Source organism: Streptomyces antibioticus, assembly GCF_002019855.1.
Lineage (GTDB): Bacteria > Actinomycetota > Actinomycetes > Streptomycetales > Streptomycetaceae > Streptomyces > Streptomyces antibioticus_B.
Genome location: NZ_CM007717.1, coordinates 926,002 through 947,508 on the forward strand (window position 1 = coordinate 926,002; position 21,507 = coordinate 947,508).

A 21,507-nucleotide genomic window follows, 5' to 3' on the forward strand; every position below is an offset into this window, starting at 1 on the left:
CAGCTCCTGGTGGACCGGTCAGAGGATCACCGAGCGGGTGAGATGGCGGGGCCGGTCCGGGTCGAGACCGCGGGCGGCGGCCAGCGACACGGCCAGCCGCTGGGCGCGGACCAGTTCGGCGAGCGGGTCCAGCGCGGCGGGGATCCACAACGCGCCGGTGGCCCGCACCTGTTCGGCCAGACCTTCGGGCGCCCGGCCGAACATCCAGGTGGCGGTGCCGGTGGTGCTGATGCTGACGGGACCGTGCCGGTACTCCATCGCGGGGTACGACTCGGTCCAGGCCAGGGCGGCTTCGCGCATCTTCAGCGCCGCCTCGTTGGCGAGACCGACCGTCCAGCCGTGCCCGAGGAAGGTGAACTGCGTGCTGTCCAGGAGCCCTTGGGGCAGCGGCTCGGCGAGCGCGGTGCGGGCGTCGGTGACCACCGAGCAGGTGTGCAGCCCGAGGTGGGCGCGGAGCAAGGTGAGCGCGGTGGTCGCGAACCGGGTCTGCACGACGGAGCGTTCGTCGGCGTAGGCGAGCACCACGACGTGGTCGGCGACCGCCATGACCGGGGTGTCCGGGTCGGCGGTGAGCGCGGTCGTCGGGGTGTGTCCGCGCAACCGGGCGAGCAGGTCGAGCACCTCGGTGGTGGTGCCCGAGCGGGTGAGGGCGACGACCCGGTCGTAGGCGCGCCCGTGGGGGAAGGCGGAGGCGGGGAAGGCGTCGGTCTCGCCGTGGCCCGCGTCCTCGCGCAGGGCGGCGAACGCCTGGGCCATGAAGTAGGAGGTGCCGCAGCCGACGACGGCGACCCGCTCCCCCGGCGCCGGCAACTCCGCGCCGTACCGGCCCGCTTCGGCGGCGGCGCGGGTCCAGCACTCGGGCTGGCCGGTCAGTTCGTCCTCGACGTACGTCATGCCCCATCCCCTTCGGGAGTCACCTTCCGGAGGTGCTTGTTGATGCACGATAGAGGCATCTTTCGAACAACTTCAAGCATGCGAGCTGCACAATGGCGCTACTCGGTGTCGTGGGCGAGGTCGATGTCAGGGGCGTCCACAGCCCCGCCCGTGCCTGCGCCCGCGCCCCGACCGCCGAGGTCGAGCACCGTCGCGCGGGGCGGGTAGCCGGTGGCGACGACCGTGTACCGCCCCTCGTCGAGGTCCGCGAAGGCGTACGTCCCGTCGGGCCCGGTCGTGGCGGTGGCGACAACGTTGCCGACCGCGTCCGTGAGCGTCACGCGCGCCTCGCCCAGCGGCACGCCCGCGCCCCGGACCGTGCCCCGCACCTGGACACCCGGCCGCAGTTCGAGATCGACCCGGGTGATCCCGGTCGCGCCGATCTCGACGGGCAGGGCCAGCGGCCGGTGCTTGGGCGAGCTGACCACGAGCGTCACCGGCCCGGGGACCAGTTCGGCGAAGGAGAACTCCCCCGCGCCGTCGGTGCGCACGGTGACCTGCACGTCCCCACGGACATCGGTGACGACGACCGTCGCCCCGTCGACCGGCCCGCCGTTCGAGGACCGCACCACACCGGCCAGCCCGGTGATGCCGCTCAGGAGCACGTCGTACGTCACCGGTTCGGCGCCGACGACGACGGTGACCGCCTGCGGCTGATGGCCGTCGGCGGAGACGATGAGCACATAGGTGCCCTCCCCCGGCACCGGCACGGCGTAGGTGCCGTCGGCCCCGGCGTTCGTGCGGGCCACTTGGCGACCGCCGGGCGAGAGCAGCGTGACGGCGGCGCCGCCCACCGGCACCTGCTCCGCGGCCAGGACACGTCCGCGAGCGAGACACCCGTCGGCAGGTCCGCCGGGGGCCAACCCCGGTACGGCCGCGATGAGTTCGGCCACGGCGCGGGCGAGGGGTACGGCCACGGCGGCCCCGATGTCCGGCTCCCTCACGGGGGCGGCGGAAGCGGCGGCGGCAGTGCGCCGTCCCGGGAGGAACGCCGCGAGGACGAACGCGAGCAGCGCCGCACCGGCTCCCGCCCCCATGAGCACCGTCCGGTCCAGGACCACCCCGGCGACCGCGCTCGCCGCCACCCCACCGACGAACCGCATGGAGAGGTCGAGGCCGTGCGCGGCGGACGTCCTGGCAGGAGCCACCGAACCCGTGATCAGCGCGGGTATCGCACCGAAGGCAAGGCCGATGCCGGCGCCGACGGCACAGGACACCAGCACCACTTCCCACACGGCGTCCATCGCGACGACCCCCGCCCCGAGCCCGTGTCCGGCGGCCACGATCACGGCACCGACCATCAGCGTCGCCTTGGGCCCCTTCGCCTTGGACAGCGGGACGGACGACGCGGCCGCCGCCATCACGGCCAGGCCCATCGCCGGCCCGGCCACCGCGGGGGACCGGCCGACCGACACCATCGCGAACAGAGAGAACCCGCCGGCCAGAGAAGCGAGGCTGGTCAGCAGCACCGGCCGACGGGCACCGGCGCGCAGATCCACCAGCGGTTCCCGGACCCGGAGTTCGAGGAGTCCCCACAGCGGCAGGACGACCAGCGCGACGGCGAGCAGCCCGAGCGGGACGGGGTCGGTCCAACTCCGGTCGGCACCCTGGGAGATGCCCAGCAGCAGACAGCCCGAGCCGGTCGTCAGACCCAGCGCCCCGGCGAGGTCGAAACGGCCGCCGTTGCGCGAGGTCGACTCCGGTACGGCCACCAGGACGAGCACCGCGGCGACGGCACCGAGCGCGGCGGACGTCCAGAACAGGGCGTGCGGATCGAAGCGGTCCGTGCCGAGCGCGCCGACGGCCAGCCCGAGCGCACCGCCCGCCCCGAGGGAGGCGCTCATGAACGCGAACGCCAAGTCCCTTCGCTCGTCGGGGAGTTGGTCACGCAGGATGCCGATACCGAGCGGGACCACGCCGAACGCGAGGCCCTGGAGGGCCCGTCCGACAAGGAGCGGGGCGAGAGTGTCGCCGAGCGCGGCGGTGACCGATCCGGCGATCAGCAGGGCGAGGGCGGCGAGCAGCGTGCGGCGCCTGCCGTACAGGGCGCCGAGTCGGCCCAGGAGCGGGGTGGCGACGGCGGCGGCGACCAGGGTGACGGTGACCGCCCAGGCAGCGCCCGAGGCGGAGGTGCCCAGCAGTCCCGGCAGTTCGGGGACGACCGGGACGACCAGGGTCTGGGTGAGCGAGACCACGATCCCGGCGAAGGTCAGCGTGATCCCTGCGAAGGCCGGCGCGGCGACGGGCGGAGCGGGCCGCGCTGGGGCATGGGGCATGGTGGGGCCTCCGTGATGGCGGATACGGATCGGCACAACTGCGCAGCATCGTAGGGCTAGTTGAAGAACTCAACCAATCAGCACATGCGGTGTGCGGCAGGTGAAGATCCCGGGCAGGAGGAGGCGCCCCTGCCCGGTTCCCGTCAGTCCCCGTCAGTCCCCGTCAGTCCTCGTCGGTCCCCGTCACGGTGTCAGAGCGAGCGCTCCAGATGGTCCGCGACCAGCTTCACGAACCGTCCGGGCTCCTTGGGCCGGCCGCCCTCGGCGAGCACCGCAAGACCGTGCAACAGCTCGGCGGTCTCGGCGAGTCCGGTCCGGTCCTCGCGCTCCCGGTACGCCTGGTTCAGGCCCTTGACCAGCAGATGCCCGGGGTTCAGCTCCAGGATCCGCTGGGCGGCGGGCACCTCCTGCCCCATCGCGCGGTACATGTTCTCCAGCGCCGGGGTGAGGTCGTCGGCGTCCGAGACGATGCACGCCGGGGAGACGGTGAGGCGGGAGGAGAGGCGCACCTCCTTGATGTCCGCGCCGAGTTGCTCCTTCATCCAGCCGAGCAGGGCGGCGTACTCCTCGCCCTGCTTCTCGCGCTCCTCGTCGGCCCGGGTGTCGTCCTCGGTGCCGAGGTCGACCTCGCCCTTGGCGACGGAACGCAGGCGCTTGCCGTCGAACTCGCCCACCACGTCGACCCACACCTCGTCGACGGGGTCGGTGAGCAGCAGGACCTCGATGCCCTTGGCGCGGAACGCCTCCATGTGCGGGGAGTTCTCGATGCTCTCGCGGGTCTCGCCGGTCAGGTAGTAGATGTCCTCCTGGCCGTCCTTCATCCGCTCCACATAGCCCGCCAGGGTGGTGGGCTCGCCGTCGGCGTGCGTGCTGGCGAACGACGCGACGGCGAGGAGGGCGTCCCGGTTGTCCGTGTCGGAGAGCAGCCCCTCCTTCAGGACGGAGCCGAACTCCCGCCAGAACGTGGCGTACCGGTCCGGTGCCGAGGTCATCATGTCCTTGACCGTGGACAGGATCTTCTTGGTCAGCCGGCGCTGCATCATCCGGATGTGACGGTCCTGCTGGAGGATCTCGCGGGAGACGTTCAGCGAGAGGTCCGCCGCGTCGACCACGCCCTTGACGAAGCGCAGATAGGGCGGCAGCAGCGCCTCGCAGTCGTCCATGATGAAGACGCGCTTCACATAGAGCTGCACACCGCGCTTGTAGCCCTGGGTGTAGAGGTCGTGCGGGGCGTGCGAGGGCACGAACAGCAGCGCCTGGTACTCGAAGGTGCCCTCCGCCTGGAGCCGGATCGTCTCCAGCGGCTCGCGCCAGTCGTGGCTGATGTGCTTGTACAGCTCGTGGTACTCGTCGTCGGACACCTCCTCGCGCGAGCGGGCCCACAGCGCCTTCATCGAGTTCAGCGTCTCGGGCTCGGCCTCGTCGGCCCCTTCGGTCCCGTCCGCCGTCTTCTTGGGCAGCAGCCGGATCGGCCAGGTGATGAAGTCGGAGTACCGCTTGACGATGTCCTTGATCGTCCAGGCGGAGGTGTAGTCGTGGAGCTGGTCGTCGGAGTCCGCCGGCTTGAGGTGCAGGGTGACCGAGGTGCCCTGCGGCGCGTCCTCCACCGTCTCCAGCGTGTACGTGCCCTCCCCGCGCGACGACCAGCGGGTGCCGTGGCCCTCCCCGGCGTGCCGGGTCACCAGGGTCATCTCGTCGGCGACCATGAAGCCGGAGTAGAAGCCGACGCCGAACTGGCCGATGAGCCCCTCGGCCCCGCCCTCGTCCTGCGCCTCGCGCAGTTCCTTGGCGAACTGGGCGGTGCCGGAGTTGGCGATGGTGCCGATCAGCCGGCCCACCTCGTCGTACGACATCCCGATGCCGTTGTCCCGCACGGTGAGGGTACGGGCCTCGTCGTCGGTCTCGATCTCGATGTGCAGGTCGGAGACGTCTGCGCCGGGGAGGTCGTCCTTCAGCGCGGCCAGGCGCAGCTTGTCCAGCGCGTCGGACGCGTTGGAGACGAGCTCGCGCAGGAAGACGTCCTTGTTCGAGTAGACCGAGTGGATCATCAACTGGAGGAGTTGACGGGCCTCTACCTGGAACTCAAACGTTTCAGTCGGCATGGTTCGCGTGCACCTCACGGGTTCTGGTGTCTCCAGGACTGGTCGGCCCACTCTAAAACACCAAGTCAGGCAGCCCTGAAGCCTGTTCGAGGCCGGCGACCCGAGTCGCACGGACCTTCGATCACCCGTGCGACGGCCCGTGCGACCGGCCGGATGACGGTCGTGTGACCGACCGAGCACGCTCCCCCACCTTGTCCTCGCCCGTTCTCCGACCTAGCCTGAGTTTGTGCCGCAAATAAACAAAACCCGATCGCACAACGCCGTGCCGGGCCCCATGACCGACCTCACCCGCCTCCGCATCGCCCTGACCGCCTTCTTCGCCCTGGACGGCTTCGTCTTCGCCGGCTGGGTGGTCCGCATCCCCGCGATCAAGGAGCAGACCGGCGCCTCGGCCGGCGACCTGGGTCTCGCGCTCCTCGGGGTGTCCGCGGGCGCGGTCGTCACGATGACGCTGACCGGCCGCCTCTGCCGCCGCTACGGCAGCCATCCGGTCACCGTGGCCTGCGCGGTCCTGCTCGCGCTGAGCGTCACCCTGCCTCCGCTGACCCACTCGGTACCCGCGCTCGGCGCCGCGCTGTTCGTCTTCGGCAGCGCCTACGGCGGGATCAACGTGGCGTTCAACAGCGCCGCCGTCGACCTGGTCCGCGCGCTGCGCAGACCGATCATGCCGACCTTCCACGCGGCGTTCAGCCTGGGCGGCATGATCGGCGCCGGGCTGGGCGCACTGGTCGCGGGTTCCCTGTCCCCCACGCGCCATCTGCTCGGGCTCGGCGTCATCGCCCTGCTGGTGACGGCCCTGGCGGGTCCCACCCTGCTGCGGCAGGCGCCGCCCCGGCCGCCGGACGACCACGCCCCGGAATCACCGGGCACCCGAACCCCGGAATCGCTGAACCCCCACACCCGCCGGCTCGTGATCGTCTTCGGCCTCATCGCCCTGTGCACGGCCTACGGCGAGGGCGCCCTCGCCGACTGGGGCGCGCTCCATCTCCAGCAGGACCTGGGGTCGTCGGCCGGTGCCGCGGCGATCGGTTACTCGTGTTTCGCGCTCGCCATGACCATCGGCCGCCTCACCGGCACGACGCTGCTGGAACGGTTCGGCCACACCCGTACGGTGGTGATCGGCGGCTCGGTCGCGGCGTCCGGGATGCTGCTCGGCTCCCTGGCTCCGGCGCTGTGGGCGGCGCTGCTGGGGTATCTGATCACCGGGCTCGGGCTGGCCAATCTCTTCCCGGTGGCCGTCGAACGCGCGGGCACCCTGGCCGGGCCCAGCGGCGTGGCCGTCGCGTCCACCCTGGGCTACAGCGGCATGCTGCTCGGGCCGCCGGCGATCGGTTTCATGGCCGAGTGGTTCTCCCTGTCCGCCGCCCTGACCAGCGTGGCCGTCCTGGCGGGCCTGGCGGCGCTCATCGGCCTCGGCACACGTCGCGTGAACTGACTGGCGGTCCGATGTGCGGGGCGACTGGTGGGCCGGTCAGCCCCGCACGGCTACCATCAGTCAGCCGGCGCCGACCCCCGGGCCGGCGAGCATGCGCGTCAGCACCGCGCGCTGCACGGGCAGGACGTCGCCGTGCAGCGCGCGCCCCTTCCCGGTGAGCGCCACCCGGACGCCCCTGCGGTCCTCGGCGCACATCCCGCGCTCCACGAGACCGTCCTTCTCCAGCCGGGCGATCAGCCGGGACAGCGCGCTCTGGCTGAGGTGGACCCGCTCGGCGATCTCCTGGACGCGGTAGCTGCACACGGCGCCGGGCACACCGCTCTCCGCGAGCACGTCGAGGACCTCGAAGTCGCTGGCGCACAGGCCGTGTCGCCCCAGAGCCCGGTCGAGTTCGCAGTGGGTGCGCGCATGCAGCGCGAGCATGTCCCGCCACTGCTCCACGAGCCCCTGATCGGCCTCAACGGGCTGCCCCGCCCCGGACTTCTTCGCCGTCATGGCCCGCACCGTAGCAGAGAATTCATTTTATTGCACTGGAATTAAATGCGCTTGCATTCGATGCATGCGCATGTAATCTCTCGGGCATGACCTCTCCGCTCCCCAACTCCGCGTCGCCCTCCTCGGCGGTGCGCTGGACCTCCCGGCTGTGGGGCACCCTGCTGGTGCTCTGTGCCGCGATGTTCCTGGACGCGCTGGACGTGTCGATGGTCGGCGTCGCCCTGCCGTCGATCGGCTCCGACCTCGGCCTGTCCACCTCGACCCTGCAATGGATCGTCAGCGGCTACATCCTGGGCTACGGCGGCCTGTTGCTCCTCGGCGGCCGCGCGGCCGACCTGCTGGGACGCCGCCAGGTCTTCCTGGTCGCCCTCGGCGTCTTCGCGCTGGCCTCGCTGCTCGGCGGTCTCGTGGACTCCGGTCCGCTGCTGATCGCCAGCCGCTTCATCAAGGGCCTGAGCGCGGCCTTCACCGCCCCGGCCGGTCTGTCGATCATCACGACGACGTTCCCGGAGGGCCCGCTGCGCAACCGCGCCCTCTCCATCTACACCACCTGCGCCGCGACCGGCTTCTCGATGGGCCTGGTCCTCTCCGGCCTGCTGACCGAGGCCAGTTGGCGGCTGACCATGCTGCTCCCGGCGCCGATCGCGCTGCTCGCCCTGCTGGCCGGCCTCAAGCTGCTGCCGCGCAGTGAGCGCGAACGCGACCACAACGGCTACGACGTCCCCGGCGCCGTCCTCGGCACCGCGTCGATGCTGCTGCTGGTCTTCAGCGTCGTCCAGGCCCCGGAGGCCGGCTGGGCCTCCGCCCGTACGCTGCTGTCGTTCCTCGCCGTCGCCGTCCTGCTGACCGCCTTCGTCATGGTCGAACGCCGCTCCCCCGGACCGCTGATCCGGCTCGGTGTGCTGCGCTCCGGCAGCCAGGTCCGCGCCCAGCTCGGCGCGATGGCCTTCTTCGGTTCATACGTCGGTTTCCAATTCCTCGCGACGCTCTACATGCAGTCGCTGCTGGGCTGGTCGGCCCTGCACACGGCCCTCGCGTTCCTGCCGGCCGGCGCGCTGGTGGCGGTCTCCTCGACCAAGGTGGGCGCGATCGTGGACCGGTTCGGCACGCCCCGGCTGATCGTGGCGGGCTTCGCCCTGATGGTCGTCGGATACGCGCTGTTCCTGCGGGTCGACCTCGACCCGGTCTACGCGGCGGTGATCCTGCCCAGCATGCTGCTGATCGGCGCGGCCTGCGCGCTGGTCTTCCCCTCGCTCAACATCCAGGCCACCAACGGCGTCCCCGACCACGAGCAGGGCATGGTCTCGGGACTGCTCAACACCTCCGTGCAGGTGGGCGGGGCGATCTTCCTCGCCGTGGTGACGGCCGTGGTGACCGCGGGCGCCCCGGACGACCCCACCCCGCAGGCCGTCCTCGACAGCTACCGTCCTGGCCTCGCGGTCGTGACGGCCGTCGCCGCGGCGGGCTTCCTGGTCACCCTCACCGGGCTGCGCACCCGGCACGGACGGACCTCGGTCGTCGTGGCCAAGTCCCCAGTGCCGGAAGCTAGTTCGGCAACAGAGGCGGAGCCGGTGGCGATCCGCGACTAGGACGCACCACCGGCCGTTCGGACCGGGCCCCACTCACCTCCGCAGGCCGCCCGCCGCGCACCCCGCGCACGGGCGGCCCCGTCACGTCCCGGCCCTCCCCCGCCGCCACGCCCTGTGGGATGATCGACGGCGTGATCGATTCCCCCGTGCGGAAGGGCGTCTTGCGCCCCACCCGATGACCTGGCCGGACGAGGCCGTGGCCGACGGCTCCGCCACGACACCCGGCCACCCGTCCCGCAGCGCCCTCTTCACCGCCGTACACGGCGACCCCGCCGGTCCCGTAGCCACGCGACTGCTCCACCTCGCGCACGCCGAGGCCCCGCACGTCCGCCGCGCGGCCCTGGACCTCCTGCATATCCTGGCGGGGACGCGGGCGGTCGACGCCGCCCTGACCCGGCTCGACGACCCGGACGCGGGGGTACGGCACCGGGCCGCGCGGCTCGTCGGCCATTTCGGCCGACCCGACCAGGTACGCGCCGCCCTCGCCGCAGTCCCCGATCCCGTCGTACGCACCCTCCTGGCCGCCTCGCTCGGCCCCGCCGTCGCCCGCCTCGGGGACGATCGCCTCGCGTCGGTCCGTTTTCTCGCCCGGCTGCACCTCCTGCGCACGGCCCCGCCCGCGCGGTGGCGCGCGCTGGACGCGGCGCTCTTGGCGGACGCCGAAGAGGCGGCATTCCATCTGGAGGACGCCGGACGCCTCTGGGCCGGTGCCCTCCACCAACTGGCGCGCGAACAGCACGCGTACGACATCGCCGCCCGCCTTCTCACGGCCCCCGGCACCCGGGGCGTGGGCGCCGAACTCGCCCGCGAGGCGTGCCACATCTGGCGGGCCGCGCCGGTCGCACTGCTGCCGCTGCTCGTCCGCCACCAGAGCCAGGAGACCGAGACCACCTCGGTCCTCGACAAGGCCGTCGCCACCGCCCTGCTCTCCGAAGCCGCGCGGCGCACGCATCGGAGCCTGCTCGCCGAACTGCCGTACCCGCCACCACCGGTCGCCATGACCGCGCCCGCACCGCTGACGGCCGCGTCCGCCGCGCTGTTGCTCGCCGCAAAGCCGGTGGGGATCGTCCGGCTGCGGCGGGCAGGCGACATCTTCGGCGCGCTGCTGGACGCCGGTCCGCTGTCCTTCCGGCAGGCGGCCCAGCTCTACAACCTCACCTTCCACCGCCCCGGCCGGGCGCAGGCGGAGTGCGCCCCGCTGTGGCTGCGGCACGCCGGTCCGGCCGCGCTGCCCCAGCTCTTGGCCCTCATGACACCGCACTTGGCGGACTACGCGATCGGCACCTACTATCTCGCGGGTCTGGCCCGGATGGGCCGCGACGCCCGGCCCGCGCTGCCGGCCGTGACGGCGTTGATCGACCGGCGCACTCGCATCCCCGTCAACGACTCCACCCGCGACGGCGAGACGCGCATCGACGAACGTCTCCTCGCCGCCGCCCTCGACACCCGTCGGGCGATCCTCGCGGACCTGCGCTGAACCGGGGCTCGGGCAGGGGCGGTTGCCGCCTCGGTCGCAGGGCTGTGAGACTCGGGTCTATGGGCGGGGACGGGTATCAGGCGCGCCGTGCGCAGGCCGAGCGGGACGCGATCACTGTGGAGATCGGGTACGCGCTGTGCAGCGCGGCGTTCGTGGCGGTGGTGGCCTTCGGGGCGCTGGCCGGACCGGCGCTGCTCCTCGAACTGCCTCACCCGGTCGAGACGTTCCTGACGCGGGCGGGACTCGTGCTCGCGCCGGTGGTGTTCGTGGTCCGGGCGGTCGGCGTGCTCGTCGCTTTCCGGCAGGGCCCTCCTCAGCCCAGCCAGCCCGGCCGGACGAGCCCCGACTCGTAGGCGAGGACGACCAGTTGAGCCCGGTCGCGGGCGCCCAGCTTCACCATGGTGCGGCTGACGTGGGTCTTGGCGGTGAGCGGGCTGACGACCAGGCGGCGGGCGATCTCCTCGTTGGACAGGCCGATGCCGACCAGCGCCATCACCTCCCGCTCCCGTTCGGTCAGCCGGTTCAACTCAGTCGCCGCGGCGGGCTCTTTGGAGCGGGCGGCGAACTCCGCGATGAGCCGGCGCGTCACGCCGGGCGACAGCAGCGCGTCCCCGGCCACCACCGCCCTTACGGCGCGCAGGAGTTCGTCGGGTTCGGTGTCCTTCACCAGGAAGCCCGAGGCACCGGAGCGGATCGCCTCGAAGACGTACTCGTCGAGTTCGAAGGTGGTGAGCATGACCACCCTCACCTCGGCGAGCGTCTCGTCGTCGGTGATCCGGCGGGTGGCGGCGAGCCCGTCGAGCACGGGCATCCGGATGTCCATCAGGACGACGTCCGGCCGCAGGGCCCGCACCAGGCGCACCGCCTCGTCGCCGTCGGCGGCCTCCCCGGCCACCTCGATGTCGGACTGCGCGTCGAGCAGCGCCCGGAAGCCCGCCCGGACGAGCGACTGGTCGTCGGCCAGCAGAACGCGGATCACCGGTCCTCCCTCTTCTCCGCCGGGAGTTCGGCGAGCACCCGGAAGCCGCCGTCGGGGCGCGGTCCCGCCTCGATGGTGCCACCCAGCGCGGCGGCCCGCTCCCGCATCCCGGCCAGCCCGTTGCCGCTGCCGCCCGCGTCCGCGCCGGTCGCCGGACCGTCGTCGTCGACGCGCAGCCGTACCACCGTGCCCGCACGCTCCAGGTGCACGCGCGCGTGCCGGGAACCGGAGTGGCGGACGACGTTGGTCAGGGCCTCCTGGACGATCCGGAACGCGGCGAGGTCGGTGCCGGGCGACAGCCGGGGCCGCTCTCCCAGCACCTCGACGGTGAGCCCGGCCCGCGCCGCCTGTTCCACCAGCTCGGGCAGCCGGTCCAGGCCGGGTGCGGGGGCGCGCGGCGCGGCGCCGGGCGCGCGGAGGGTGTCGAGCACCTGGCGGACCTCGCCGAGCGCCTCCTTGCTGGCGGACTTGATGGTGGTGAGGGCGGTGCGGGCCTGGTCCGGGTCGGAGTCCAGGAGGGCGAGGCCCACACCGGCCTGCACGTTGATGACGGCGAGGCTGTGCGCGAGGACGTCGTGCAGTTCCCTGGCGATCCGCAGCCGTTCCTCGTCGGCGCGCCGCCGGGCCGCCTGCGCGCGCTCGGCACGGTCCCTGGCCCACTGCTCGCGCCGGGCCCGGGCCAGCTCCGCGACCGCCACGATCGCCACCACCCAGCCGGTGACGACGATCTCCTGCGCGAAGGAGGCGGGCGCGTCCCCGGCCGGCGGCAGCCACCGGTACAGCCAGTGCGCGACGAGCAGATGGACGGCACACAGGATGCCGAGCGCCGTCCACGCGGCGCGGCGGTGCCCGGCGACGACGGCGGCGAAGCAGGCCACGGCCACCGTGAGGAACACCGGCCCGTACGGGTATCCGGCGCCCAGGTAGACCGCGGCCGTGACCGCCGTACTGAACACGACCGCCACCGGATGGCGGCGGCGCCACAGCAGCAGACCGCAGGCGACAACGAGCAGCACGCGCGCGAAGGGGTCGAGCGCGGCACGCTCGCCCTGCTGGGCGTGGGCCGCGACGGTGGAGCCGGCCAGCACGAGGACGGTCAGCAGCAGGGTGGAGCGCCAGGGCCAGGGCGCGGTGCGGGGCTCGTCGTCAGCCCAGTCGTCCGCCCAGGGGCGCGGCCACCGTCGGGGGCGGCCGCCGCCCCTGCGCTCCTGTTGTTCGTCCATGGGCGCCACGCTAGACGCCACCGGCCGGGCCGGACGTCCGCCGGACGGGGTGACCGGCCGTACTCCCGCTGTCGTACGCAGCAGGGGACTAGTGAGGATCGTCCTGGGGCGGCCGCAGCCCGACGCCGAGGGCGAGCCGGGTCACGGCGTGGCGGAAGAAGGGCTCGCGGTCCTCGACCACCCGGTGGAACTGGCCGAACAGCTCGAAGCCGACCAGTCCGTACAGCTCGGCCCAGGCGGCGACCAGGGCGGCGGCCGCGGCGGGCGGCAGGTCGGGGGCCAGGTCGGCGGCGATCCGCTCGGCCTCGGCGCGCAGTTCGGCCGGCAGCGGCAGCTCGGCGAGGCCGGGGCCCTGATGCGCGTCCCGGACGATCCCGATGAGGAGGAGGCCGACCCGGGCCGCGGCGGGGACGGTCGACTCGGGGGCGTGGTAGCCCGGCACGGGCGAGCCGTAGATGAGCGCGTACTCGTGCGGATGGGCCAGCGCCCAGCCGCGGACCGCCTCGCAGACGGCCACCCAGCGCTCGACCGGCCCGGCGGGTGCGGCTGGTTCGGCAGCGTCCGCCCCGGTGCCCGCCCCGGCCCCCGCGACGACGGCCGCGTGGGCGGTCTCCGCGCGCTCGCCGAGGGAGTCGTAGGCGTCGATGATCAGCGCGGTCAGCAGGTCGTCGCGGCTGGGGAAGTAGCGGTAGAGCGCGGAGGAGACCATGCCCAGTTCACGGGCGACGGCGCGCAGCGACAGCTTGGCGGCGCCCTCGTCGGCGAGCTGTCGGCGGGCCTCCTCCTTGATGGCGGCCGTGACTTCGATCCTGGCGCGGGCGCGGGCCCCCTGGGCGGTGCGGCTCATGGGGGCAGTCTTCCACGGAAACGAGAGCGGTGCACATGTTCGAGAGCGGTGAACCGAAAAGAGAGCACTGCTCTTGCAATGACGTACGGGTCTGGGGCAGACTCGAAGGGAACCGAGAGCACCGCTCTCCGAAATCGACCGGGGGTCGTCATGTCGTCGTCGCCTTACTACCTCAAGGGCAGCCCGCTCAACGTCCGGCTGAACAGCGTGATCGGCTGGCTCGCCCGGCACGGGCTGAGCCTCGCGGGCTCGGCGGAGATGTCCGTCAAGGGCCGCAAGAGCGGCCGGATGCAGCGCATTCCGGTCAACCCGCACACCTACGAGGGCGCGCGGTACCTGGTCTCGGCCCGCGGGCACTCACAGTGGGTGCGCAACATGCGGGCCGCGGGCGGCGGGGAGCTGCGGGTCGGGCGCAAGGTGCGCACCTTCACCGCGGTGGAGCTGCCCGACGCGGAGAAGCTCCCGATCCTGCGGACCTACCTGGAGAAATGGGGCTGGGAGGTCAACCAGTACTTCCAGGGCGTCACGGCCAAGTCCACGGACGAGGAGATCGTGGCGGCGGCCCCCGACCATCCGGTGTTCCGGATCACGGTCGAGGGCTGAGCCCGCGCCTCGTCGAGGAACCGCTCAGACGTCGTCCTTCTCGCCGTCGGAAGCGGCCGCCTCCGGGGCCTCCGCGTCGGCCGACGGCGTCGCCTCGCGCCGGTCCATCGCGTTCAGCGCGCGCTGGGCCATCGGGTGCGCGCGGACCAGTTCGCCCAGGGTGGTGCGCCCGCGCGTGATGTCGGCGAACGCCCGCCAGGCCGGGCGGACGCCGGTGAGCGCCGCGTGGAAGAGGCCGGGGCGGCGCTCGAAGATCGCCAGCATCCGCTTGCCGACGGCCATCTCCACGCCGAGGCCCGCCTTCACGGCGAACGCGTAGTTCAGCGCCTGGCGGCGGGTGTCCACCGCGTCGTGCGCCTCGGAGACGCGCACCGCCCATTCGCCGGCCAGCCGGCCCGAGCGCAGGGCGAAGGAGATGCCTTCGCGGGTCCACGGCTCCAGCAGACCCGCCGCGTCACCACAGACCAGCACCCGGCCCCGGGAGAGCGGGGAGTCGTCGGCACGGCAGCGCGTCAGATGGCCGGAGGAGATGCTCGGTTCGAAACCGGCGAGGCCCAGCCGGCCGATGAAGTCCTCCAGATAGCGCTTGGTGGCGGCGCCCTCGCCGCGCGCGGAGATCACCCCGACCGTCAGGGTGTCGCCCTTGGGGAACACCCAGCCGTAACTGCCGGGCATCGGGCCCCAGTCGATGAGGACGCGCCCCTTCCAGTCCTCCGCGACGGTGTCGGGCACCGGGATCTCCGCCTCCAGGCCGAGGTCCACCTGGTCGAGCTTCACGCCGACATGGGCTCCTATGCGGCTGGCGCTGCCGTCCGCGCCGACCACGGCGCGTGCCAGCACGGTCTCGCCGCCCTGGAGGACGACCGCGACCGTGCGCCGGTCCGGCACCGCCGAGCCGTGCTGCTCCACGCGCGCGACGGTGGCGCCCGTCCGCAGTTCGGCGCCCGCCTTCTGGGCGTGCTCCACGAGCTGCTGGTCGAACTCGGGCCGGTTGATCAGCCCGAACAGCATGTGCCGGGAGCGGCGGGTGCGGGTGAAGCGCCCGTTGTTCGAGAAGGTCACCGCGTGCACCCGGTCACGGAAGGGGAGTTCGAAGCCGGGCGGGAGCGCGTCACGGGAAGGACCGATGATGCCGCCGCCGCACGTCTTGTAGCGGGGCAGCTCCGCCTTCTCCAGCAACAGGACGCGCCGCCCCGCGACCGCCGCCGCGTAGGCGGCCGAGGCCCCCGCGGGTCCCGCGCCCACCACGACGACGTCCCACACCTGCCGCACGTCGTCCGCCGAAGAGTTCTCGCTGCTCACGATGGTCTACTGCTCCCGATCAAGCCGCCTGCCGCACCTGTCCCCCGCATCCTACGGCGGAGATCGTCGCGGTCCGATGACGGTCCGCTGTGGCAGGATCGGCGGCGTGCGCGACCCCATCCCGGCACCGCGTACGCTCGCACGGTCCCCCGAACGGACCCGTGTCACCCCGTACAACGTCGCACCCACAAGGAGCGTGCCCATGTCGTCGAATCCGGTCGCCGAGACCGTCGCCTCGCTGATGCCCAGGGCGAAGGCGGAGCTCACCGAACTGGTGGCCTTCTCCTCGGTGGCGGACTTCGACCAGTTCCCGAGGAGCGAGAGCGAGGCGGCGGCCGCGTGGATCGTGGACGCGCTGCGCGCCGAGGGCTTCCAGGATCTCGCCGTCCTCGACACGCCGGACGGCACCCAGTCGGTCTACGGCCACCTCCCCGGACCCGAGGGCGCGAAGACCGTACTCCTCTACGCCCACTACGACGTGCAGCCCCCGCTGGACGACGCGGCCTGGACGACCCCGCCCTTCGAGCTGACCGAGCGCGACGGACGCTGGTACGGGCGGGGCAGCGCCGACTGCAAGGGCGGCGTCATCATGCACCTGCTCGCGCTGCGCGCCCTCAAGGCGAACGGCGGCGTCCCGGTCCACGTCAAGGTGATCGTGGAGGGCTCGGAGGAGCAGGGCACCGGCGGTCTGGAGCGGTACGCCGAGGCACACCCCGAGCTGCTCGCCGCCGATGCCGTCGTCATCGGCGACGCGGGCAACTTCCGGGTCGGTCTGCCCACCGTCACCTCCACCCTGCGCGGCATGACCATGCTGCGGGTGAGCGTCGACACTCTGGCGGGCAATCTGCACTCCGGCCAGTTCGGCGGTGCCGCGCCCGACGCGCTGGGCGCGCTGATCCGCGTCCTGGACTCGCTGCGCGCCGAGGACGGCTCGACGACCGTGGACGGCCTCACCGACGACGCCCGCTGGGACGGACTCCAGTACGACGAGCAGCAGTTCCGCCAGGACGCCAAGGTGCTGGACGGCGTGGAGCTGATCGGCTCCGGCACGGTCGCCGACCGCATCTGGGCGCGGCCCGCCGTCACCGTCCTCGGCATCGACTGCCCGCCGGTCGTCGGCGCCACCCCGTCGGTGCAGGCGAGCGCCCGCGCGCTGATCAGCCTGCGGGTGCCGCCGGGCCAGGACGCGGCCGAGGCGACGAAGCTGCTCCAGGCCCACCTGGAGGCCCACATTCCGTGGGGCGCGCGCGTGAGCACCGAACAGATCGGCCAGGGCCAGCCCTTCAGCGCCGACACCACCAGCCCGGCGTACGCGGCGATGTCCGACGCGATGGCGGTGGCCTACCCCGGCCAGGAGATGCAGTACGCCGGCCAGGGCGGCTCCATCCCCCTCTGCAACACCCTCGCCGCCCTCTATCCGAACGCGGAGATCCTCCTCATCGGCCTGAGCGAGCCGGAGGCCCAGATCCACGCGGTGGACGAAAGCGTCTCCCCGGAGGAACTGGAACGCCTGTCGGTGGCGGAGGCACTGTTCCTGCGGAACTACGCGGGGAGCTGAGGGGGTCGGGGCTGCGGCCGCCGCCGGGGGTCACCTGAGCCCTGGCGGCAGCACACCGCTCCTGAACGGCGCCGAGCCGGTGGCCCGGGTCGTGCGCGCACGCGCGGTGGATGCATGGCGGGCAGGGCGCACCGGGCGACCACGGCCCCGGCCCGCGCCCCTTCGGGCTGCGCCGAGCGGACGGCCGGGCCCCGGCGGACCCGACGGGGCATGGACGCGACGTGCGGCAGGTGGGGGACGCCGTCGTGGGGGGGCGCGGACCTTGGCCTGCGGCTGGACGGCCCCCCGCACCCCTTTGAGTGGCGCTGAGCCGTCGGCACGGGTGCCCCCGCCCACGCGTGCGTGCCAGTGGGACGGGCACGCGCGCGTGGGCGGGAGGCACCCGTGCCGCAGCACATACGTCATCAGCGGGCGCACTCGGCCCATCACCACCGCCCGTGCCGGACCGACCACTCGCCCCCGAAGCGTCGCCGAACCGGTGACCCCGGCGGCGGACCCGATGGCGGGCAGAGGACGCATACGCACCGGCAGAACCGGCACGCGCGCGTCTGCTGCGGCGGCGCGCGGGTGCCGTACGACGCATGCGGCCGATCCCCCGCCCACCCGCGGACGGCTGATGTCTGTACGGACTGATGAGGTGCGGGCCGGTGCAGGGGTGGCCTGCCCGGTGCGCGGCGCCCATGTCGCCGACGGTCGGTCGGCGTCCAGCCAGGCGCAGGCGCAGGCGCAGGTCGATGCGAGTGCGAGCGCACTTGGCCACCGTGGGCGGCGGTCAGCCGACCGGTACGCCCGCCTCCAGGTACAGCGCGGCGCCGCGTTCCCGTGCCCGGAGGGCCCAGCGGAGGCGTTCGTAGCGGACCGGGGGGAGCAGCCCGGCCGCCTCCTCCTCGGTGGCGAAGCGCCAGCCGCGCAGTTCGGGGCCGGGCAGCAGCAGTTCTTCCGCGTCGGCGGAATCGAGGCGTCCGCCGTCGAAGAGGAGGCGCAGTCCGCCGTATCCGGGCGGCAGGGGCCGTTCCCAGTCGACGACCAGCAGCCGGGGTACGTCGGTCAGGCGGATCCCGGTCTCCTCCTGGACCTCGCGCATCCCCGCGCGCGCGGGAGCCTCCCCGGGTTCCACGACCCCGCCCGGGAACTCCCAACCCGGCTTGTAGGTCGGGTCGACCAGCAGCACGCGGTCCTGTTCGTCGAAGAGCAGCACCCCGGCGGCCAGTGTCTCGGCGGTGGGCTCCGGGGTCTGCACGATCTCGCAGACCGGTGCGGCGCCGCTGCCGACGGCCTCGACGATCCGGGCGGCGGACTCGCCCGGGGTGAGAGGCCCGGTGTCGATGAGATGCGCGTCGGCAGTGAGCCAGGAGGCCAGCGCGGCCCGGTAGGGCTCGATGTGGTCGTAGGACCACTGGCGGATCCGTATCTCGCCGTCGGGAAGTTCGGGCGGTATCTCGCGGTCGGCTATCCGCTCGCGCAAAATCGTTTCCGCCGGGGCGAGAAGCACATGGCGGACCGGAATCCGGCGGGCGGCGAGACCGCCGAAGATCTCGTCCCGGTACTCCTGGCGGAGCAGGGTCATGGGGACGACGAGGGTGCCGCCGACCTCGTTGAGCAGGGCGGCGGCGGTGTCGATCACGAGCCGGCGCCAGATCGGCAGGTCCTGGAGGTCACCGACCTCGGCGAGGTGTTTGGGCGGCAGCAGGTGCGGGAGCGCCGCGCCGATGACCTCGGGGTCGAAGAGCGTGCTGTTCGGGAGCAGGTCGATCAGTTCCCGTGCGGTGGTGGTCTTTCCCGCACCGAACGCGCCGTTGATCCAAACGACGGTCACGTTTCCCCCTCTTCTGTTGGCCCCCTGTGGCTTGCCCGCTCCACCCTGCCACGGAAACCAGTTCGCGTTGAGGTCACATGAACGCCGTGGCGCCGGTGCCCCTGTCCCGCGGGGCACCGGCGCCGATGTCCGCTGCGTACCGGCGTGCGGCGTCAGGCGCCCTGCCCGAGCGCGTCGTCCTCGACGGCCAGGCTGTCGCTGGCGACGGTGTGGTCCAGCTCGCTGAGGGCGTCACCGACGTTCAGACGATCGAGGTCCTCGGCACCGAGGCCGTGCGAGGGGGTGATCGCCGCGACGACGAACCCGGTGGCGAGGGAGGCGATGGCGAGCATGCTGCGCTTCTTCATACCCGCCCCAACTGCCGGACCGCCCCCGGGGTCACGCGATTCCCCGTCCCTCCCACCTGACATGCCCCGACCGGGTGGACGGCGCCGCGATCCTCGCCTCGTCGGCTGCGAAACAGCCTCAGGCGCCGTCGAGGACCGGCCCAGCCGTCGTAGGGGCCCGGTTGGTCGCAAGCCCAGACCGCACGGCCCGCGGCGGCACCGTCGCCGTAACCCCGGACCTCAGCACGGCCAGCGAGACCAGCCCCTCCCCCGCCGCCCCACCCCGCCCCAGCCCACCGGAACGTTCCTTCACAAAGCCCGCCCCCTCACACGCCCGCCGCCGCCACCCCCGCCAGCGCCGCCGCGGCCGCCCCCACGAGGCCCGCGTCCGTGCCCATGCGGGCCGGGGCCACCGTCAGGGGGCGGACGAAGGAGAGGGTGGCGTAGTCGGCGAGGTAGCGGCGCAGCGGGGTGAAGAGGATCTCGCCCGCCTTGCCGACGCCGCCGCCGATCACCGCGATGTCGATCTCGACGAGGGTCGCCGTGGCCGCGATGCCCGCGGCGAGGGCCTGGGCGGCGCGGTCGAAGGAGGCGCGGGCGACCGGGTCGCCGGTGCGGGCCGCAGCGGCGACCGCGGCCGCGGAGGTGTCGCCGTCGGGGCCGGGCACCCAGCCGTTCTCCAGGGCCCGCCGGGCTATGTTGGGCCCGCTGGCGATGCGCTCCACGCAGCCCCGGGCGCCGCACGGACAGGGATCGCCGTCCAGGTCGACGCTGATGTGGCCGATGTGGCCGGCGTTGCCCGTGGGGCCCGTGTGCAGTCGGCCCCCCAGGACCAGACCGCCGCCCACCCCCGTGGAGACGACCATGCACAGGGCGTTGTCATGGCCGCGCGCGGCGCCCTGCCAGTGCTCGGCCGCGGTGATCGCCACCCCGTCGCCGATCAGCTCGACCGGAAGGTTCCCGGCCGCCGCCCGCACCCGGTCGACCAGCGGATAGTCGCGCCAGCCGGGCACGTTCACCGGGCTGACCGTGCCCCGGGAGGCGTCCACCGGACCCGCGCTGCCGATGCCGAGGGCGTAGGCCCGCGGCCACAGCGGTGACGAGGTCAGCTCGGCCAGCACCTCCTCGACGGCCCGCATGACGGTCTCGCCGTTCTCCCGCGCGGGCGTCGGCCGCTGGGCGCGCACCAGGATCGTGCCGTCGCCGCTCACCAGCGCCCCGGCGATCTTGGTGCCGCCGATGTCGAGCGCGGCCACGAGGTCGGTCTGCATCAAGGTCTCGGTTCTCCCCGTCAACCATGGAAAAGGCCCGGCCGGTGCAGCGCTGGGGGACGCGTGGCCGGAGATGGCGTTGGACAGTGTCCCCCGACTCTGACAACGTTGTCCAGGCTCTATGCTCGACGCCACATCCTCATACAACCCCAGGGACCCGCGCATCCCCTCGCAACATTTTGTGGAAGAGGCGTGGCCGGAGCCTCCCGTGGACGACAGGACAGGACACCGCACCGTGCCCGAGACGCCCCGCCGCCCCGACAGCCGTTACGGCAACCGTCCCACCATGAAGGACGTCGCCGCCCGTGCCGGAGTGGGACTCAAGACGGTCTCACGCGTGGTGAACGGCGAGCCGGGGGTCACCCCCGAGACCGAGCGGCGCGTCCAGGAGTCCATCGAGGCGCTCGGCTTCCGGCGCAACGACAGCGCCCGGGTCCTGCGCAAGGGACGCACGTCCAGCGTCGGCCTGGTCCTGGAGGACCTCGCCGACCCGTTCTACGGCGCCCTGGGCCGCGCCGTGGAGGAGGTGGCCCGCGCGCACGGCACGCTGCTCATCAACGGCTCCAGCGCCGAGGACCCCGAGCGCGAGCAGGAACTGGCGCTGGCGCTGTGCGCCCGCCGGGTGGACGGTCTGGTGGTGATCCCGGCCGGGGACGACCACCGCTATCTGGAGCCGGAGATCAAGGCGGGCGTGGCCACGGTCTTCGTGGACCGGCCGGCCGGCCGCATCGAGGCCGACTGCGTCCTGTCGGACAACTTCGGCGGTGCCCGCGAGGGGGTCGCCCATCTGATCGCGCACGGCCATCGCCGGATCGGCTTCATCGGTGACATGCCGCGCATCCACACCGCCGCCGAGCGGCTGCGCGGCTACCGGACCGCGATGGAGGACGCCGGGATAGCGGTCGAGGACGCGTGGATGTCGCTGGGCGTCACCGATCCGCGGCGGGTGCGCCGGGCCGCCGAGGAGATGCTGGACGGGCCCGATCCGGTCACGGCCGTCTTCTCGGGCAACAACCGGGTGACCGTCACGGTGATCCGGGTCCTCGCCGAGCGCAGCCGCCGGGTCGCCCTGGTGGGCTTCGACGACCTGGAGCTGGCCGACCTCCTCCAGCCGGGCGTGACCGTGGTCGCACAGGACCCGGCGGCCCTGGGCCGGACGGCGGCGGAGCGGCTGTTCCGGCAGTTGGAGGGCGGTCCCGTCACCCCCGAGCGGATCGAGCTGCCGACCCGGCTGATCGCGCGCGGCTCGGGCGAACTGCCCCCGGCGGACTGAGC

Annotated in this window: 18 protein-coding genes; 7 read left to right on the plus strand and 11 right to left on the minus strand. The window is 73.1% G+C overall.

What is annotated here, in order from left to right:
• Positions 1–18: 18 nt before the first annotated feature.
• From AFM16_RS04110 to htpG, 3 genes are all read right to left on the minus strand, one after another.
• The gene (locus AFM16_RS04110) at positions 19–894 is read right to left on the minus strand and encodes an SIS domain-containing protein (protein ID WP_078632436.1); all 876 of its coding nucleotides are present in this window, start codon (positions 892–894) and stop codon (positions 19–21) included.
• A 98-nt stretch (positions 895–992) separates the two neighbouring features.
• Positions 993–3,209: an MFS transporter gene (locus AFM16_RS04115; RefSeq protein WP_078632438.1), complete on the minus strand. Its 2,217-nt coding sequence runs from the start codon at positions 3,207–3,209 to the stop codon at positions 993–995.
• Positions 3,210–3,400: 191 nt separating this feature from the next.
• On the minus strand, positions 3,401–5,311 hold the full coding sequence (htpG, locus tag AFM16_RS04120) for a molecular chaperone HtpG (protein WP_078632440.1): 1,911 nt from the start codon (positions 5,309–5,311) through the stop codon (positions 3,401–3,403).
• 274 nt (positions 5,312–5,585) lie between these two features.
• Here htpG and AFM16_RS04125 point away from each other — a divergent pair, with 274 nt between their 5' ends.
• Positions 5,586–6,746 carry an MFS transporter gene (locus AFM16_RS04125; RefSeq protein WP_370628010.1) on the plus strand — a complete coding sequence of 387 codons (1,161 nt, stop codon included), beginning with the start codon at positions 5,586–5,588 and terminating at the stop codon, positions 6,744–6,746.
• A gap of 60 nt (positions 6,747–6,806) precedes the next feature.
• Here the strand turns inward: AFM16_RS04125 and AFM16_RS04130 are convergent, their stop codons facing one another.
• Entirely contained in the window at positions 6,807–7,241 is a 435-nt protein-coding gene (locus AFM16_RS04130) for a MarR family winged helix-turn-helix transcriptional regulator (protein ID WP_078632454.1), read from the minus strand.
• Between the two features lie 86 nt (positions 7,242–7,327).
• Here AFM16_RS04130 and AFM16_RS04135 point away from each other — a divergent pair, with 86 nt between their 5' ends.
• The 3 genes from AFM16_RS04135 to AFM16_RS04145 all read left to right on the plus strand — a co-directional run bounded on the left by AFM16_RS04135 (position 7,328) and on the right by AFM16_RS04145 (position 10,660).
• Complete coding sequence (locus AFM16_RS04135) at positions 7,328–8,830, plus strand: MFS transporter (protein ID WP_078632455.1); 1,503 nt, start codon at positions 7,328–7,330, stop codon at positions 8,828–8,830.
• A gap of 175 nt (positions 8,831–9,005) precedes the next feature.
• A complete protein-coding gene (locus tag AFM16_RS04140; protein WP_078632456.1) occupies positions 9,006–10,307 on the plus strand; it encodes a HEAT repeat domain-containing protein in 1,302 nt (433 codons plus the stop codon).
• A gap of 59 nt (positions 10,308–10,366) precedes the next feature.
• Positions 10,367–10,660 (plus strand): DUF6332 family protein, encoded by a 294-nt coding sequence (locus AFM16_RS04145; RefSeq protein WP_078632457.1) that lies wholly within the window; start codon positions 10,367–10,369, stop codon positions 10,658–10,660.
• On the opposite strand, the gene AFM16_RS04150 is transcribed toward AFM16_RS04145, so the two are convergent.
• The 3 genes from AFM16_RS04150 to AFM16_RS04160 all read right to left on the minus strand — a co-directional run bounded on the left by AFM16_RS04150 (position 10,621) and on the right by AFM16_RS04160 (position 13,356).
• Positions 10,621–11,286: a response regulator transcription factor gene (locus AFM16_RS04150; protein WP_078632458.1), complete on the minus strand. Its 666-nt coding sequence runs from the start codon at positions 11,284–11,286 to the stop codon at positions 10,621–10,623. The genes AFM16_RS04145 and AFM16_RS04150 overlap by 40 nt on opposite strands.
• Positions 11,283–12,509 (minus strand): sensor histidine kinase, encoded by a 1,227-nt coding sequence (locus tag AFM16_RS04155; RefSeq protein ID WP_107419017.1) that lies wholly within the window; start codon positions 12,507–12,509, stop codon positions 11,283–11,285. The genes AFM16_RS04150 and AFM16_RS04155 overlap by 4 nt, the downstream gene beginning before the upstream one ends.
• Before the next feature lie 88 nt (positions 12,510–12,597).
• Complete coding sequence (locus AFM16_RS04160; RefSeq protein ID WP_078632461.1) at positions 12,598–13,356, minus strand: TetR/AcrR family transcriptional regulator; 759 nt, start codon at positions 13,354–13,356, stop codon at positions 12,598–12,600.
• A 150-nt stretch (positions 13,357–13,506) separates the two neighbouring features.
• Here AFM16_RS04160 and AFM16_RS04165 point away from each other — a divergent pair, with 150 nt between their 5' ends.
• Positions 13,507–13,959 carry a nitroreductase family deazaflavin-dependent oxidoreductase gene (locus tag AFM16_RS04165; protein ID WP_030787015.1) on the plus strand — a complete coding sequence of 151 codons (453 nt, stop codon included), beginning with the start codon at positions 13,507–13,509 and terminating at the stop codon, positions 13,957–13,959.
• 24 nt (positions 13,960–13,983) lie between these two features.
• On the opposite strand, the gene AFM16_RS04170 is transcribed toward AFM16_RS04165, so the two are convergent.
• Positions 13,984–15,261, minus strand: a complete 1,278-nt coding sequence (locus AFM16_RS04170) for a geranylgeranyl reductase family protein (RefSeq protein WP_030787012.1) — start codon at positions 15,259–15,261, stop codon at positions 13,984–13,986.
• 202 nt (positions 15,262–15,463) lie between these two features.
• On the opposite strand from AFM16_RS04170, the gene AFM16_RS04175 reads away from it, so the two are divergent.
• A complete protein-coding gene (locus AFM16_RS04175; RefSeq protein WP_078632463.1) occupies positions 15,464–16,819 on the plus strand; it encodes a dipeptidase in 1,356 nt (451 codons plus the stop codon).
• 772 nt (positions 16,820–17,591) lie between these two features.
• Here AFM16_RS04175 and AFM16_RS04180 read toward each other — a convergent pair.
• The 3 genes from AFM16_RS04180 to AFM16_RS04190 form a co-directional block, all read right to left on the minus strand.
• Entirely contained in the window at positions 17,592–18,635 is a 1,044-nt protein-coding gene (locus tag AFM16_RS04180) for an NUDIX hydrolase (RefSeq protein WP_078632465.1), read from the minus strand.
• A 152-nt stretch (positions 18,636–18,787) separates the two neighbouring features.
• A complete protein-coding gene (locus tag AFM16_RS04185) occupies positions 18,788–18,982 on the minus strand; it encodes a hypothetical protein (RefSeq protein ID WP_030787004.1) in 195 nt (64 codons plus the stop codon).
• Positions 18,983–19,287: 305 nt separating this feature from the next.
• Positions 19,288–20,232: an ROK family protein gene (locus AFM16_RS04190; protein ID WP_030787001.1), complete on the minus strand. Its 945-nt coding sequence runs from the start codon at positions 20,230–20,232 to the stop codon at positions 19,288–19,290.
• Positions 20,233–20,440: 208 nt separating this feature from the next.
• On the opposite strand from AFM16_RS04190, the gene AFM16_RS04195 reads away from it, so the two are divergent.
• Positions 20,441–21,505, plus strand: a complete 1,065-nt coding sequence (locus AFM16_RS04195; RefSeq protein ID WP_245177630.1) for a LacI family DNA-binding transcriptional regulator — start codon at positions 20,441–20,443, stop codon at positions 21,503–21,505.
• Positions 21,506–21,507: the final 2 nt, after the last annotated feature.